At 67.5% G+C, this 16,563-nt stretch carries 8 protein-coding genes and 1 pseudogene; 8 read left to right on the top strand and 1 reads right to left on the bottom strand.

All coding sequences use genetic code 11. The annotated features are described in order from the left end of the window. Window positions 1–31 precede the first annotated feature (31 nt). The 6 genes and pseudogenes from BM228_RS02020 (at window position 32) to tcuC (ending at window position 10,892) form a co-directional block, all read left to right on the top strand. Window positions 32–1,633 carry a porin gene (locus BM228_RS02020; RefSeq protein WP_092036647.1) on the top strand — a complete coding sequence of 534 codons (1,602 nt, stop codon included), beginning with the start codon at window positions 32–34 and terminating at the stop codon, window positions 1,631–1,633. A gap of 223 nt (window positions 1,634–1,856) precedes the next feature. Continuing rightward, window positions 1,857–3,455: pseudogene (locus BM228_RS02015) on the top strand (porin). 584 nt (window positions 3,456–4,039) lie between these two features. Then, complete coding sequence (locus tag BM228_RS02010; RefSeq protein WP_092036645.1) at window positions 4,040–5,647, top strand: porin; 1,608 nt, start codon at window positions 4,040–4,042, stop codon at window positions 5,645–5,647. Window positions 5,648–6,259: 612 nt separating this feature from the next. Further along, complete coding sequence (locus BM228_RS02005; protein ID WP_092036643.1) at window positions 6,260–7,858, top strand: porin; 1,599 nt, start codon at window positions 6,260–6,262, stop codon at window positions 7,856–7,858. 319 nt (window positions 7,859–8,177) lie between these two features. Continuing rightward, window positions 8,178–9,560 carry a 2-hydroxycarboxylate transporter family protein gene (locus tag BM228_RS02000; protein ID WP_092036641.1) on the top strand — a complete coding sequence of 461 codons (1,383 nt, stop codon included), beginning with the start codon at window positions 8,178–8,180 and terminating at the stop codon, window positions 9,558–9,560. 24 nt (window positions 9,561–9,584) lie between these two features. After that, window positions 9,585–10,892, top strand: a complete 1,308-nt coding sequence (tcuC, locus tag BM228_RS01995; RefSeq protein ID WP_092036639.1) for an MFS transporter — start codon at window positions 9,585–9,587, stop codon at window positions 10,890–10,892. A gap of 9 nt (window positions 10,893–10,901) precedes the next feature. Here tcuC and BM228_RS01990 read toward each other — a convergent pair whose 3' ends face one another. After that, window positions 10,902–11,555, bottom strand: a complete 654-nt coding sequence (locus tag BM228_RS01990) for a GntR family transcriptional regulator (protein ID WP_092036637.1) — start codon at window positions 11,553–11,555, stop codon at window positions 10,902–10,904. A 115-nt stretch (window positions 11,556–11,670) separates the two neighbouring features. Between BM228_RS01990 and tcuA the strand changes: the two genes are divergently transcribed. Beyond that, complete coding sequence (gene tcuA, locus BM228_RS01985) at window positions 11,671–13,170, top strand: FAD-dependent tricarballylate dehydrogenase TcuA (RefSeq protein WP_092036635.1); 1,500 nt, start codon at window positions 11,671–11,673, stop codon at window positions 13,168–13,170. Between the two features lie 175 nt (window positions 13,171–13,345). After that, window positions 13,346–16,522: a double-strand break repair protein AddB gene (addB, locus tag BM228_RS01980; protein ID WP_092036633.1), complete on the top strand. Its 3,177-nt coding sequence runs from the start codon at window positions 13,346–13,348 to the stop codon at window positions 16,520–16,522. The last annotated feature ends 41 nt before the right edge of the window (window positions 16,523–16,563 follow it).

The following is a 16,563-nucleotide window of genomic DNA, read 5'->3' as shown; positions in this document are numbered from 1 at the left end:
GTTATCGGGTCTCGAAGCTTTGGAGATTTCTATGAAGCTCTTGAAGAGCTCACTGCTTGGCTCAGCCGCCGCCTTCGCGGCGGTCGGAGCCGCCCATGCCGCAGACTTGCCGGTCAAGAAGGCGGCGCCGATCGAGTACGTCCGCGTCTGCTCCGCCTTCGGGGCCGGCTTCTTCTACATCCCCGGCACCGATACCTGCCTGCGCATCTCGGGCCGCGCCCGGTTCGAGGGCGGCTACATGACCAGCAACTCGCGCCAGGCCGGTAGCAACGCTGGTGACACGTCGGGCTACCAGGGCCGCCTGCGCATCAACCTCGATGCCCGCACCCAGACCGCCTACGGCACGCTGCGCGCCTTCGTGCGCCTCGATGCCGGCGCCCGCACCGGCTATTCCGGCATCGGCACCTCCGGCACTCAGGTGCGCATCGGCCAGGCCTTCGCCGGTACCGGTGTCGACAGCGCCGGGCGCGATATTCAGCAGGTGAACGTCGACAAGGCGTTCATCCAGTTCGCCGGGCTGACCGCCGGTCGCGCCTCGTCGTTCTTCGATTTCTACGCCCACGATTTCGAGATCACCGGCAATACGCTGGGCTCGGACAACGCGTCCACCAACCTGTTCGCCTACACCGCGACCTTCGGCAATGGTCTGTCCGCGACCCTGTCGGTGGAAGACCCGGTCTTCCGCCGCACGCCGATCTTCGCGCCGTATTCGGTGAATAATTCCCCGGTCGCTCCCGTCGTCGTCGCCTATAACCGAGGCGCTCCGATCCTCGTCAACTCTATCGATACCGTCCAGCGCGAGCGTCTGCCCGACTTCGTCGGCGCCCTTCGTCTCGACCAAGCTTGGGGCTCGGCGCAGATCTCGGCCGCCACGCATGAGCTGAACGTCGGCAATATCCAGACGGCCGTGCCGGCTGGAGCAAACGTCAACGTGGCGCACACCAACAGCGTCCAGGGCTGGGCGGTTCAGGGCGGCCTAAAGGTGAACACCCCGTTCGTTGCGCCGGGTGATGCTCTGTACCTTCAGGGTGCTTATGGCGAGGGCGCGCAGCTCTACACCGGCTACTCGGCGTTTAGCGGCTCCTATGCGCAGAACCCGTCTACGATCCAGGGCCAGAAGTTCAGCCAGTTCTTCTCGGACGCGACGATTAACCCCGTCACGGGTCAGTTGCAGACCTCGCAGAGCTTCACGGCGGTGGCGTCGTACCTGCACTACTGGTCGCCGGAATGGCGTTCGGCCTTCTTCGGCTCCTACGGTGAGCAGAGCTTCGGCCGTGGCGCCCGTTTCGCTCAGGGCGCAGCTTACGCCGCTGCGGGATCGAGCCTCATCTCCGGACCAAACGCCGTCGGCGTGCCGGGCACCCGGTTCTATCAGCTGAGCCAGGCCCTGCGCGACACTTACCAGTTCGTCGCTGGTGCGAGCCTGATCTGGTCGCCGGTGAAGGACCTCGATATCGGCGTCGAGGGCTTTTACACTCAGATCGGCCTGAAGAGTGGCCGGGTGATCGACGCCGACAAGAACCCGGGCGCGTACAACGCGGTCGCTTCCATCAACAACGGCACCTTCGTGCCGCGCACTGCGACGCAGGACTCGGTCTCGCAGATCCGCTTCCGCGTCCAGCGCGACTTCTGATCCGCTCCATCGGTGCCGAGGCTTCGGTCCCGGCACCTGTCCCCGTGCATTTCGACTTCCCAGGCCCGGTTCCGCGCCGGGCCATTTTTGTTGCGGGCGTCCTTGGGCCGACCAGTCGCCCCCGATCTTCCGCCGCCTTCGGTCCACGCGCGGAAGAATATTATGAGGCACGCAGGGTATAACTAGAATATATTCCGAATTTTTTAAAATATTGAGGCCGTTGATGAAGCAATTGCAGCGCTCTTTGCTCGGCTCAGCCGCCGCCTTCGCGGCAATCGGCGCCGCCCATGCCGCTGACCTGCCGGTCAAGAAGGCCGCGCCGGTCGAGTACGTCCGCGTCTGCTCGGCCTACGGCGCCGGCTTCTTCTACATTCCCGGCACCGACACCTGCCTGCGGGTCTCCGGTCGCGCCCGGTTCGAGGGCGGCTACATCACCGCCTATACCCGGCAAGCCGGCACGAATAGCGGCGACGACTCGGGCTATCGCGGATTGCTGCGCTTCAACCTGGATGCGCGCACGCAGACCGCCTACGGCACCCTGCGCGCCTTCGTGCGGCTCGATGCGGGCAGCCGCGCCGGCGCTTCCGGCGTCGGCCGGTCCGGCACCTAGGAACGCATCGGCCTCGCCTATGCCGCCACCGGCATCGACGAGACAGGCCGCGCGCAGCAGGTCGTGAACGTCGAGAAGGCGTTCATCCAGTTCGCCGGCCTGACCGCCGGCCGTGCCTCCTCGTTCTTCGACTTCTACGCCCACGATTTCGAACTCTCGAGTGCCACTGCGGGGTCGGATGTCGCCTCCACCAACCTGTTCGCCTACACGGCGACCTTCGGCAACGGCCTGTCGGCGACCCTGTCGGTCGAAGATCCGGTCTTCCGTCGCACGCCGATCTTCGCGCCGTCGGGCGGCGCTGCTCCCATCAGCCCCGTCTTCACCGGCTACACCAGGGGTGTCCCGTCGAGCTTCGGCACCATCGACACCATCCAGCGAGAACGTCTGCCGGACTTCGTCGGCGTCCTGCGGGTCGATCAGGCCTGGGGCTCGGCCCAGCTTTCGGCTGCCACGCATGAGTTGAACGTCGGCACCATCGCGCTCGGTACCGGCGCGCATTTCAGCGTCGCGCATACCAACAGCGTCCAGGGCTGGGCGGTGCAGGGCGGCCTGAAGGTCAATGCGCCGTTCGTCGCGCCGGGCGACGCCCTGTACCTGCAGGGCGCCTACGGCGACGGCGCCCAGTTCTACACCGGCTATTCCACGTTCAGCGGCTCGGCGTCCCCGAACGCTGCCACGATCCAGGGCCAGAAATTCAACCAGTACTTTTCCGACGCCACGATCAACCCGTTCACCGGCCAGTTGCAGATCTCGGACAGCGTTACCGCGGTCGCCTCGTACCTGCATTACTGGTCGCCGGAATGGCGCTCAGCCGTCTTCGGGTCCTATGGCGAGCAGAGCTTTTCCCGGAGCGCCCGCCTTGCCCAGGGCGCAGCCTTCAACCTTCTGAACCCGAACGGCACCAACACCTTCAGCAGCAACGCCGTGGGCGTGCCGGGGACTCGGTTCTACCAGTTGAGCCAAGCGCTGCGCGACACCTACCAGTTGGTCGCCGGCGCGAGCCTGATCTGGTCGCCGGTGAAGGACCTCGATATCGGCATCGAGGGCTACTACACCCAGATCGGCCTGAGGAAAGGGCGAGCGATCGACCTCGACAAGAGCCCGACCGCCTACGCCAGCGTCGCCGGCATCAACGCCGGCACCTTCCTGCCGCGCACCGCGACGCAGGATGCGGTCTCGCAGGTCCGCCTCCGCATCCAGCGCGACTTCTGATCCGCCCTATCGGTGCCGGGCCTCACGCCGGGCACCAGTCCTTGTGCATTTCGACGTCCAAGGCCCGGCCCCGCGCCGGGCTTTTTTGTTGCGGGTTTCGAATTGACGCCCAGCCCCGGCCAGCGGCGCGATGACCGGGTATCGAGCCAGCGCACGCAGCGGAAGCCCGGTTGGAACGACGACACCGTCGAGGGGCTCAATGGCCGGCGCCCACCGCTCATGGGATGCGCGCGCCATCATGATTAGACAATTAGACGCGTCAGTCGGTCTCAAAGAACGATAGTAATGCGATAGAATTCTTCGAAATCAATGATCAATCGATCGTGTATTTGTATATTTATTTCGTAATGATCGATATTTTATTGTTGCTTATGTGCAACAAAATCACAGATGAGCAGAAAATTCCAAGAATGCCTGTTGCCCGCCAAAGAACTGAAACACAGGATAATCATCCAAATACGGGTCATTTACACCATATTTGGAATAAATATTCTGCAATAACGCAGGATGAGAGAAAACAATTCGACAGATGGGGGAAGCCGAGAAGGGTTGCCGTTGTCGGCTTCAAACATTTGGGGGCATTGATGAGTCTATCGAATCGTTTCCTGCTGCTTGGTTCCACCGCTGCCTTCGCCACAATCGGCGCGGCGCACGCGGCCGACCTGCCGGTGAAGAAGGCCGAGCCGGTCGAATATGTCCGCGTCTGCACCACGCACGGCGTCGCCTTCTTCTACATTCCCGGGACCGATACCTGCCTGCGCATCTCCGGGCGGACCCGGTTCGAGGGCAATTACCAGACGAATTACTCGCGCCAGACCGGCACCGGCGACACGTCAGGCTATCGGGGGCTGTTGCGCTTCAATTTCGATGCTCGCACCCGGACCGAGTACGGAACCCTGCGCGCCCTGGTGCGCCTGGATGCAGGTTCCCGAACCGGCCTCATCCATTCCGGCACCCAACTGCGCATCGGCCATTCTTACGCCGCTACCGGGGTCGACGAGGCCGGCCGCGCGCAGCAACATGTGAATGTCGACAAGGCGTTCATCCAGTTCGGCGGCCTTACCGCCGGTCGTGCGGCGTCTTACTTCGACTTCTACGCCCACGATTTCGAGATATACGGCGCCACCTCCGGCTCGGATACGTCGTCGACCAACCTGCTCGCCTACACGGCCACCATCGGCAATGGCTTTTCGACGACTCTATCGCTCGAAGATCCGGTCTACCGCCGCACGCCGGTCTTCGCGCCGTACGCGACCACAGCCACGACCCCGGTCGGTCCCGTCTTCGTCGGCTATGCCGACGGTCTGCCGTCCCTCTACGGGACCATCGACAGCATCCAGCGCTCGCGGCTGCCCGACTTCGTCGGCGCCCTGCGCGTCGAGCAGGATTGGGGCACCGCGCAACTCTCAGCCGCCACGCACGAGATCAATGTCGGCAACCTGAGTACCGCCCCGGCGGAAGGCACCGGCGGCGTGATCACCGGTATTGCGCATACCCATTCGGTGCAGGGCTGGGCGGTGCAGGGCGGCGTGAAGGTGAACGCGCCGTTCATCGCCCTGGGCGATGCCCTCTACCTGCAGGGCGCCTACGGCGACGGAACGCAGAATTATGTCGGCTATTGCATGATAGCCGGCTGCTATGCGCAGGCCAATACCGGATTTGGCGGGCAGAAATTCGCGCAATATTTTGCCGATGCGTCGATCAACCCGTTTACCGGTCAGTTGCAGACCTCGACCAGCTTTTCGGCGGTCGCCTCGTACCTGCATTACTGGTCGCCAGAATGGCGCTCGACTCTGTTCGGCTCCTACGGCGAGCAGGACTTCTCGGCTGGCGCTCGTCTGGCCCAGGGCGCGGCCTACAGCCTCGTGAGCCCGAACGGCGCCGTCGCGTTCGGCGCCAATGCCGTGGGCGTGCCGGGAACCCGGTTCTACCGGCTGAGCCAGGCGCTGCGCGACAGCTACCAGTACGTGGTCGGGGCGAGCCTGATCTGGTCGCCGGTCAGAGATCTCGATATCGGCGTCGAAGGCTTCTACACCCAGGTCGGCGTGAAGAGCGGCCGGGTCATCGACTCGGACAAGAGCCCGACCGCCTACACCAACGTCGCCGCCATCAATGCCGGCACCTTCGTGCCGCGCACCGCGACGCAGGACTCGGTCTCGCAGATCCGCCTCCGCGTCCAGCGCGACTTCTGATCCGACCTATCGGTGCCGGGGCTTGGTCCCGGTACCGGCTCAGTGCCGGGCCTTCTTCCGTCACGGGCACCGCGCCTCGGCATAGGCCTGCGGGTGGCGGCGATCGGGGGCTGTTGCGATTCGCCGACGAGAACCCTGCGGGGCTGCCGCCCCGTCAGGATGGCGGCCCGATCGACGCCCACCATGAAAGAGCTGGCGATGGAGCTGACTGGTGACGGCTTGGCGGCCACCCGTTCTGCAGGGCGGCCGCGTCACCCACCAACCCATTACGATCAGAAGACCTGACGCCTCTGATGTGTATCAGGGCAATGACAACGCCGCCAGCGATGGCAAATTCAGTGATCATTCTGCAAATACTCAAGCTTATAAACGAAAATAACGAACATTTGCGACGTTGCAGAACAGCAACAAGATCGTAAATGCGAAGACGACTCATTGAATCACCGTTGATCGCTCAAGATCTTGATCGCAGGATGTTCGGAGAAAGATGGATTGCGGGCACAAATCCCCGGATAAATCTTCTACACCAAATAAAATACAATCAATACCCACGTTCGGCAGGGCAGGCCGGGAAGCGTTTCCGTTGTCGGCTTCGAATATCTGGGGGTCTTGATGAGTTTATTGAATCGTTTCTTACTCGGATCCGTCACCGCATTCGCCGCGGTCGGAGCTGCCCAGGCCGCCGACCTGCCGGTCAAGAAGGCGGCGCCGATCGAGTATGTCCGCGTCTGCTCAGCCTTCGGCGCCGGCTTCTTCTACATTCCCGGCACCGATACCTGCCTGCGCATCTCGGGTCGCGCCCGGTTCGAAGGGGCCTACCAGACCGCCTACAGCCGCCAGGCCGGCAATGGCGGCGACACGTCGGGGTTTCGGGGGCTGGCGCGCTTCAATCTCGATGCCCGCACGCAGACCGCCTACGGCACCCTGCGCGCCTTCGTGCGCCTCGACGCCGCCTCCCGCACCGGCACCATCCATTCGGGCACGATGCTGCGCATCGGCCAGGCCTATGCTGCCACTGGCGTCGATGAGCGGGGCCGCGCGGAGCAGTACGTGAACGTCGACAAGGCGTTCATCCAGTTCGCTGGCCTGACCGCCGGCCGCGCGTCGTCGTTCTACGACTTCTACGCCCACGATTTCGAGTTCTACGGCGCCACCTCCGGCTCGGACAACTCGTCGACCAACCTGTTCGCCTACACGGCGACCTTCGGCAACGGCTTCTCGACGACCCTGTCGGTCGAAGACCCGGTCTTCACCCGCTCGCCGGTCTTCTCGCCGGTAGGCAGCCCTGCGGTCGGCCCTGTTTTTGTTGGTTATGCCAACGGCCTGCCGTCCCGCTTCGGCTACGTCGACAATATCCAGCGCTCGCGGCTGCCCGACTTCGTCGGCGCCCTGCGCGTCGATCAGGCCTGGGGCTCGGCTCAGCTCTCGGCCGCCACGCACGAGATCAACGTCGGCAACGTGGGCGCAGGCACTCCGGCGGGGACCCTCGGCGTGCTCACCGGGATCCCGCACACCAACTCGGTCCAGGGCTGGGCCGTGCAGGGTGGCGTGAAGTTCAACCTTCCGTCCATTGCCCCGGGCGATACCCTCTACCTACAGGGTGCCTACGGCAACGGCGCGCAGACCTATATCGGCTACTGCATGATCGCCGGCTGCTACGCGCAGGCGAATAACGGCTGGGATGGCCAGAAATTCAATCAGCCCTTCGCCGATGCGTCGATCAATCCGTTCACCGGTCAGCTCCAGACCTCAACTGGCTTCTCGGCGGTCGCGTCATATCTGCATTACTGGTCGCCGGAATGGCGCTCGGCCTTCTTCGGCTCCTACGGTGAGTTGGACTTCTCCCGAAGTGCTCGGCTCGCTCAGGGCGCGGTCTTTGGCCTGTTGAGTTCGAACGGTGCCACTTCGTTCAGCAACAACTCCGTCGGCGTGCCCGGCACCCGGTTCTACCAGTTGAGCGAGGCGCTGCGCGACACCTACCAGATAGCGGTCGGCGGCAGCCTCATCTGGTCGCCGGTGAGCGATCTCGATATCGGCGTCGAGGCGTTCTACACCCAGATCGGCGTCAAGAACGGCCGGGTGATCGATGGCGACAAGAGCCCGACCGCCTATGCGAGCATCGCCGCCATCAACGCCGGCACCTTCGTGCCGCGCACCGCGACGCAGGATTCGACGACGCACGTCCGGTTCCGCGTGCAGCGCGACTTCTGATCCGACAGGCCGGAGCCGGGGCTTCATGCCCGGCGCCGGCCCCCGTGCAGCACGATCCCCTCGGCCCGGCCCTGTGCCGGGCCGTTTCGCGTCGCGCGTCCACGCGCCGAGACTGAGAAGCCGCTTTAATCCCTGTCCCCAATACAGGTTGCGCGCTTTGTTCCGCGGTTCGCGTTGCCGCCCTCCGCGGGCGCTGGTACGCCGGAAGCGACTTTATCTCCGCCGACCGCGCGGCCCAGGTCGCGACCGTCGGGGCGGCCGGGGCCGCGCGGCGAAGGCCGGAACGACCCGCGCGTGGTCGGAAGTCCGGAGGAAGCCGATGACCAGTACCGCCTCGACCAGCCCCGTCCCGGCCCCCGTCGAAACGCCCATCGTCGAGCGCCGCGCCGGCAGGTTCTGGCCCGAGGGCTGGTGGCGCCTAGTCGACATGAAGATCGGCATCATCCCGCTGCCGCTCTACGTCATCGTGGCGATCCTGCTGGTGGTCCTGGTCCAGGAGGGCGAGGTCAAGCCGGACGGCCCGACCATGATCGCCGTCCTGGTGATGGGCGGGTTCACCTGCGCCGAGATCGGCAAGCGGCTCCCGATCCTGCGCAACATCGGCGCGGGGGCGATCTTCGCGACCTTCATCCCCTCGGCGCTGGTCTATTACAAGCTGATCCCGCCGCAGATGGAGAAGGCGATCTTCGATTTCACGAAGTTCACCAACTTCCTCTACATCTACATCGCCACGATCATCGTCGGCTCTATCCTCGGCATGGATCGCGACGTCCTGGTCAAGGGCTTCCTCAAGATCTTCGCGCCGCTGGCCGTCGGCTCGGTGGCGGCGGCCATCGTCGGCACCCTGGTCGGCACGGCGCTGGGCCTCGGGCCCTACAAGACCTTCTTCTTCATCGTCGTGCCGATCATGGCCGGCGGCGTCGGCGAGGGCGCGATCCCGCTCTCGATCGGCTACGCGGCGATCCTCGGCCAGCAGCAGGGCGTGGTCTTCGCCCAGGTGCTGCCGCCGGTGATGCTCGGCTCGCTCACCGCGATCATCTTCTCCGGCACCCTCAACGCCGTCGGCAAGCGCTATCCGCACCTCACCGGCGAGGGCCGGCTCCAGCCCGGCCACGAGGGCATGGAATCGAGCGACGCGCAGGCGCGCTCCGAGGCGGCGCGGGGCCAGATCGACGCCGCCACGATCGGCGCGGCCGGGCTCACGGCCATCACCCTCTACCTGCTCGGGGTCATCGCCCACCACCTCGTCGGCCTGCCGGCGCCGGTGGCGATGCTGTTCCTGGCGGTGTTCGCCAAGCTCGGCAGCGCCGTGTCGCCCCACCTCCAGGCTGGCGGCTTCGTGGTCTACAAGTTCGTCCAGGTCTCAATGACCTACCCGCTGCTCTTCGCCATCGGGGTGGCGCTGACCCCCTGGAACGAGCTGATGGCGGCCTTCACCCTGGTGAACCTGATCACCATCGTGACGACCGTCTCGACGCTGATGATCAGCGGCTTCTTCGTCGGCCGCGCGCTCGGGATGTACCCGATCGAGACCGCGATCGTGAACGCCTGCCACAGCGGCCAGGGCGGCACCGGCGACGTGGCGATCCTCACCGCCGCCAACCGCATGGCCCTGATGCCGTTCGCCCAGATCGCCACGCGGATCGGCGGCGCCCTGACGGTGACCGGGACGATCATCGCGATGAAATGGATCGGCGCATGAGCGCGAAACCGGGAGTGTTGCGCCATGGCCGGTGATCCGGGGGCCGTCGAGGCGAACCTGCAATCCAGGATCGGGGCGATCCTCCGCTCGACGAGCGGCAACTTCCTGGAGATGTTCGACTTCTTCCTGTTCGGGTTCTACGCCAGCTACATCTCGCGGGCGTTCTTCCCCTCGGGCAACGAGACCACCGAGCTGCTCCTGACCTTCGGGACCTTCTGGCTCGGCGCGCTGATGCGGCCCCTCGGGGCGATCGTGCTCGGCGCCTATATCGACCGGATCGGGCGCCGGAAGGGGCTGATCGTCACCCTGGCGATCATGGCGAGCGGCACGGTGCTGATCGCCTTCTGCCCGAGCTACGGGACGATCGGCATCGCCGCGCCCCTGATCGTGCTGGCCGGGCGCCTGCTCCAGGGTTTCTCTGCCGGCGTCGAGATTGGCGGCGTCTCGATCTACCTGTTCGAGATCGCCACCCCCGGCCGGAAGGGTTTCTACACGGCGTTCCAGTCGGCCAGCCAGCAGGTGGCGATCATGGCCGCGGCCGTGATCGGCTACGGGCTCAACGCCTACCTGACCAAGCAGCAGATCGGCGATTTCGGCTGGCGGATCCCGTTCTTCATCGGCTGCCTGATTGTGCCGTTCATCTTCTTCATCCGGCGCTCCTTGCAGGAGACCCAGGAATTCGCCCGGCGGACGCATCACCCGAGCACGCGTGAGATCCTCACCACGGTGGCCGCCAATTGGCGGATCGTGCTGCTCGGCATGATGCTGTCGACCATGACCACGGTGACCTTTTACATGATCACCGTCTACACCCCGACCTTCGGCAAGAACGTCCTCAAGCTCACCGAGACCGACAGCTTGATTGTGACCCTGTGCGTGGCGGTCACCAACTTCATCTGGCTGCCCGTGGGCGGCGCGATCTCGGACGCGGTGGGGCGCAAGCCGGTGCTGCTGACGATCTCGGTCCTGTCGCTGCTGACCACCTACCCGGCCCTGCACTGGCTCGTGGCCGATCCGACCTTCGGCAAGATGCTCGGTGTCGAGCTGTGGTTGTCGTTCTTCTTCGGGGTCTACAACGGCGCGATGATCGTCTCGCTGTCGGAAGTCGTACCGGCGCATGTGCGGGCCAGCGGCTTCTCCCTGGCCTACAGCCTCGCCACGGCCCTGTTCGGCACCGCCACCCCGATGGTCTCGACCTACCTGATCGACCAGACCGGCGATCGGGCCTCGCCGAGCTACTGGCTGATGGCGGCCGCCGCCTGCGGCATCATCGCGACGCTCGCCCTGTTCCGCGGCGGCCCGCGGGACGCGCGGGTTCCGGCCCACGCCTGAGCGCGGGGGCTACACCCCCTGCCAGATCCGGATCCGCGCCTTGAAGGCGGCGCGGATATGGGCGCGCGCCGCCTCCTCGGCGCCGTCGCCGTCATGGGCGCGGATCGCCGCGATGATGGCGGCGTGCTCGTCGAGGGATTCGCCGGCCCGTTCCGGAGCCGAGAGCGTCGTCGCGCCGGGCAGCAGCACCAGCGACAGGCGCATCGTCTCCAGGGTGCCCTGCAGGAAGCGGTTGCGCGCCGCCGCGTGGATCTGCCGGTGGAACAGACGGTTGTTGCGCGCGAGCGCCGCCGCGTCGCCGGTCAGGGTCCGGTCGCGGGCGATCATCTCCTCCAGGATCTCGGTCTCCACCGCGCTGGCGTGAATGGCGGCGAGCCGGGCCGCCGTGCCCTCCAGAACCTCGCGCATGTCGTAGAGCTCGCTGACCTGCCCGTAATCGAGCTGCGCCACGCTGGCGCCCCGGTGCGGCTCATGCGCGACGAGGCCCTGCGCCTCCAGGCGTCCCAGGGCCTCGCGCACCGGCGTGCGGCTGATCGCGAACCGCTCGGCCAGCTCAGCCTCGCGCAGGCGGCTGCCGGGGGCGAGCTCCCCCTCCTCGATCGCCCGCAACAGCCGCTCATAGGCGGCGGCCCCGTTGGAGCGCTCCGACTCGCTCGCCTTCATGTCCGGCTCTCCTCGATCGCGGCCATAGCGTGAAACGCCGCCGCCCGGAACACTTGTCACCGATTGCATGCGAGCGTATACAATTATTGAAACGAGCGCGAAGACGGAGGCGGCGATGCAGGATCGGCACGAGACAGCGTGGGACGTCGTGGTGGTCGGCTCCGGCAACGCCGCCATGAGTGCGGGCCTCGCCGCCCTGGAGCGCGGCGCCTCGGTGCTCATGATCGAGAAGGCCGAGCCGGATCTCGCCGGCGGCAACACCGCCTACACGGCCGGCGCCATGCGGTTCGTCTACCAGGGCAACGACGACCTGATCCCCCTGCTCGCCGACCCGGAGGATCCGCGCCTGCCGCGCACCGATTTCGGCGCCTACACGGCCCAGACCTTCGAGTCCGACCTGCTCGGCTTCAACGACGGACGGCCGCTCTCGCGCGAGCAGCGCATCCTGATCGACGAGAGCGGCGCGGCCCTGCGCTGGCTCTCGACCCAAGGCGTGAAGTTCGAGCCGATCTATGCACGGCAATCCTTTGAGAAGGACGGCCGCTTCGTGTTCTGGGGCGGCCTGACGTTGGCCACCCACGACGAGGGTTTCGGCCTCGCCCGGGCCGAGCTGGAGGCCTTCACCAAGGCAGGGGGCGAGATCCGCTACGGCTGCCCGGCCACCGGGCTGATCGTCGAGGCAGGCCGCGTCGTCGGCGTGGAGACGCCCCAGGGCGCGTTCCGCGCCAAGGCCGTGATCCTGGCTTGCGGCGGCTTCGAGTCGAACCCCGAACTGCGCACCCGCTTCATCGGCGCGGGCTGGGACAAGGCCCGGGTGCGCGGCACGCCGCACAACCGCGGCGACGGGCTGGAGATGGCGCTGGCGCTCGGCGCCAAGCCGCACGGCTTCTACGGCGGCTGCCACGCCACGCCGATGGACCTGCACACCCCCGATTACGGCAATCTCGACCTGCCCCACGGCGAGCGCAAGCACTACCGCAAGATCTGCTACTTTTTGGGATTGATGCTCAACGCCAACGGCGAGCGCTTCGTCGACGAGGGCAAGAATTTCCGCAATTACACCTACGCCCAGTTCGGCCGCTCGATCATGGAGCAGCCCGGCCACGTCGCCTGGCAGATCTTCGACGTCAAGGTCGATCACCTGCTCTACAGCGAGTACCGGTTCCACGACGCCCATTTCGTCGAGGCCGACACGCTCGACGGGCTCCTGGACAAGCTCGACGGCATCGACCGGGCGGCGGCCAAGCGCACCATCGCGGATTTCAACGCGGCCGTGGACGACACCGTGCCGTTCGATCCCACCGTGAAGGACGGCCGGGGCACCAAGGGGCTCCCCCTGCCGAAGTCGAACTGGGCCCAGGCGATCGAGACCGGGCCGTTCAAGGCCTACCCGGTCACCGGCGGCATCACCTTCACGTATGGCGGCGTCGAGGTCGGAGAGGGCGGCGGCGTGAAGCGCGAGGACGGCAGCGAGATCCCCGGCCTCTACGCCTGCGGCGAGATGGTCGGCGGCGTGTTCTTCAACGGCTATCCCGGCGGCTCGGGCCTGACCTCCGGCGTCGTCTTCGGGCGGCGGGCCGGGTATGGCGCCGCAGCGGCGGCGCGGCGGGCGTAGACGTCCGTTTCCTCCCGTCATTGCGAGCGCAGCGAAGCAACCCAGGGAAACGCCACGTTCGGACATCGCGCCGCGATGGGTTGCTTCGCTGCGCTCGCAATGACGGTGCGGGTCGCCGCTCGCCGTCGTCGCAGTCCCCTGTCCCGGCCCGCCGCGCGCGCGTACAAGGCGCCCCATGTCAGAGCGGCAGGCCGTCTTCACCATCACCCGGGGCGTCCCGTTCCTGCCGGCGCTCGCCGAGGCGCTGCTGGCCGGCCGGCTGGTCGGGCCGGTGGCGGAGGATCCGCTGGCGCTCGCCGCGGTGACGATCTATCTGCCGACCCGCCGGGCGGCGCGGGCGCTCGGCGCGATCCTGGCCGACCGGCTCGGCCAGAGAGCGCATGAGCGGGGCGCGCCGGGCTACGCCGCCCTCCTGCCCCGGATGATTCCCCTGGGCGAGGCCGACGAGGCGGAGCTCGACCTCGCCTCCGAGCCGCTGCTCGAGGACAACGATCCGCTCAGCACGCCGATGCCGCCCCTGGAGCGGCGGCTGATCCTCGCGCGCCTGGTCCAGGCCTGGGCGCAGACCGTGGACCGGACCCTGCTGCCGCTGGATGCCGAGGTGCCGTTCCTGGTGCCGTCCTCGCCGGCCGACGCGGTCGGGCTCGCGGGCGATCTCGAACGGCTGATGGATGCGCTCACCGTCGAGGGCCTGCCCTGGTCGGAGATCGGCGCCGCCGTGGAGGCCGAGTATTCGCGCTATTTCGGCCTGACCCTGGATTTCGTGAAGATCGCCGCCGAGAACTGGCCCAAGCTCCTGGCCGAGCGCGGCCTGTCCGATCCGGTCGCCCGCGCCCGGGGCCTCGTGCTCGCCGAGGGCCAGCGCTTGGCGCGGACGGCGCCGACGGATCCCGTGATCGTCGCCGGCTCGCTAGGCTCCGTGCCCGCCACCGCGCGGCTGATCGCGGCCGTGGCGAAGCTGCCCCGGGGCGCCGTGGTCCTGCCCGGGCTCGATCTCGACCTCGACGAGGCCGGCTGGTCCGGCATCGACACCGGCGAGGGGTTCTCGCGGGTGATCGCCCATGGGCATCCCCAGGCGGTGCTGCACCGGCTGCTCGGGCCGGACAATCTCGCCCTGTCGCGGGCGGATGTCGTGGCTTTGGGCGATCCCGATGCCGGCCAGATCGCCCGGTCCATGCTGCTGTCGCAGGCCCTGCGCCCGGCCGACACCACCGATGCCTGGGCCGATCTCGACCCGGACATGCGGGACGCGATCGCCGAGCGCGGCCTCGATGGGCTCTCGCTGGCCGAGGCCGCCGACGAGCGCGAGGAGGCCCTGGTTGCGGCGCTCGCCCTGCGCGAGACCCTTCAGGTGCCCGGTGCCACCGCGGCCCTGGTCACCCCGGATCGTGGGCTCGCCGGCCGGGTCGCGGTGGAATTGCTGCGCTGGGGCATCGTCGCCGAGGATTCGGCCGGGCTGGCGCTCGCCGGAAGCCCGGCTGGGCGCCTCGCCCGGCTCACCGCGGAGCTAGCCGCCGACCTCGCCCGCAACCAGGCCGACGCGATCCCGGCCCGGCTGATCGCGCTGCTCTCGCACCCGATGGTCCGCCTCGGCCTGCCCCGGTCCGACGTGGTGCGCGGCGCCGCCGCCCTGGAGATCGGGCTGCTGCGCGGCCCCGTCCCGGCCCCGGGTTTCTTGGGGCTGCGGAATGCGCTGGCGGCCGAGCGCGTCGGCCCGCCGGAGCGCCGCCCCCGGGCCAAGCGCCGCCTGAAGGACATCGACTGGGACCTCGCGGAAGATCTGCTCAAACGGCTGGATCAAGTTTTCGCGGAATTCCCGGGGCCCGAAGGGGCCGGCGATTGCGATCTCGTCGCCACCGCCGCCCGGCACCGCGCCGCCTGCGACTGGCTGATCGCCGGCCCGGAGGATGCGTCCGAGGAGGTCGAGGACGGCTCCCTGTCCTGCCTCGACGCCCTGTTCGACGATCTGGAGATGGCCGAGCCCGGCCTGATGCCGGGGCGGTTCGACGATTACGCGACCTTCTTCACCTCGCTCGCCCGGGAGCGCCTGGTTGGCTGCTCCGGCGAGGCGCCGCATCCACGCCTGCGCATCCTCGGCCTGCTGGAGGCGCGCCTGCTCTCGGTCGACCGGGTGGTGCTCGGCGGCCTCGACGAGGGCGTCTGGCCGGTGCGGACCCTAACCGACGCCTTCCTCAACCGGCCGATGCGCGAGCGGGTCGGCCTTAACCCGCCCGAGCGGCGCATCGGCCAGATGGCGCACGACTTCGTGCAGGCGCTGGGCTGCCGCGATGCGGTGATCACCCGGGCGCTCAAGCGCGAGGGCTCGCCGACCGTGCCGTCGCGCCTGATCCAACGCCTGCGCGCGCTGTCCGGCGATGCCCGCTGGGAGGCGGTGCTGGTGGCCGGACGGCGCTTCACCGGCCTCGCCGCCCGCCTCGACACCGCCCCGCCGGAGAAGCGGCTGAAGCGCCCGGCGCCGAAGCCGGACCCGGCCCTGTTCCCGCGTTCGCTCAGCGTCACCGAGATCGAGACGCTGGTGCGCGACCCCTACAGCATCTTCGCCCGCCACGTGCTCGGGCTCGATCCCCTGGAACCGCTGGCCGCGGTGCCGAGCGTCGCCACCCGCGGCTCGCTCGTCCACGACATCTTCGCGGAATTCGCCCGACTCCATCCGGAGGGCCTGCCCCGGCGGCCGGAGGAGCACCTCTTCGCCATCGCCACCAACGCCTTCGGCGAGATCGCCGACACCTATCCGGAGCTCTACGCCGAGTGGTGGCCGCGCTACGAGCGCATGGCCGCGGCCTATCTCGCCTGGGAGGCGGAGCGCCGGCCGGTTTTGAAGCGGATCCACCCCGAGGTGTCCGGGCGCTGGGTGATCCCCCTGGGCCGCGAGAGCTTCACCCTGCGCGCCCGGGCCGACCGGATCGAGCTGCGCCCAGACGGCAGCGCCTGCATCGTCGATTACAAGACCGGCACGCCGCCCTCGGCCAAGATGATTTTTTCGGGATTCTCGCCGCAGCTCACCCTGGAGGCGGCGATGCTGATGCACGGCGCCTTCGACGGCCTGCCGCTAGTGAAGACGACGCCAGATCTGCTCTACGTCCACGCCTCGGGCGGGAGAAAACCGTTCGTCCCGGCCCCGGTGAAACCCCCGCGCGGCGAGGAGCGCAGCGTCGACGCGATCGTGACCGAGCACGCCACCCGCCTGAAAGGTCTGATCGCCCGCTTCCTCACCGGCGAGGCCGCCTACACAGCCCGCCCCTACCCGCAATATGCCAGCCAGTACGGGGCTTACGACCACCTGGCGCGGGTGCTGGAATGGTCGCTGGGGGGAGAGGAGGGTGGGGAATGAGCCGCCCTGGACGGCGTTCGAGCCTCGGGCTCGGGGCCGAA

It is taken from the genome of Methylobacterium pseudosasicola, assembly GCF_900114535.1.
Taxonomy (GTDB): Bacteria; Pseudomonadota; Alphaproteobacteria; order Rhizobiales; family Beijerinckiaceae; genus Methylobacterium; species Methylobacterium pseudosasicola.
The sequence above is the reverse complement of the archived record's forward strand: the minus strand, read 5'-3'. Positions and strand labels throughout refer to the sequence as shown.

Excerpts from the sequence above, each read along its gene's own strand:
- BM228_RS02020 (WP_092036647.1), top strand. The coding sequence starts at position 32 with ATGAAGCTCTTGAAGAGCTCACTGCTTGGCTCAGCCGCCGCCTTCGCG.
- BM228_RS02010 (WP_092036645.1), top strand. The coding sequence starts at position 4,040 with ATGAGTCTATCGAATCGTTTCCTGCTGCTTGGTTCCACCGCTGCCTTC.
- BM228_RS02005 (WP_092036643.1), top strand. The coding sequence starts at position 6,260 with ATGAGTTTATTGAATCGTTTCTTACTCGGATCCGTCACCGCATTCGCC.
- BM228_RS02000 (WP_092036641.1), top strand. The coding sequence starts at position 8,178 with ATGACCAGTACCGCCTCGACCAGCCCCGTCCCGGCCCCCGTCGAAACG.
- tcuC (WP_092036639.1), top strand. The coding sequence starts at position 9,585 with ATGGCCGGTGATCCGGGGGCCGTCGAGGCGAACCTGCAATCCAGGATC.
- BM228_RS01990 (WP_092036637.1), bottom strand. The coding sequence starts at position 11,555 with ATGAAGGCGAGCGAGTCGGAGCGCTCCAACGGGGCCGCCGCCTATGAG.
- tcuA (WP_092036635.1), top strand. The coding sequence starts at position 11,671 with ATGCAGGATCGGCACGAGACAGCGTGGGACGTCGTGGTGGTCGGCTCC.
- addB (WP_092036633.1), top strand. The coding sequence starts at position 13,346 with ATGTCAGAGCGGCAGGCCGTCTTCACCATCACCCGGGGCGTCCCGTTC.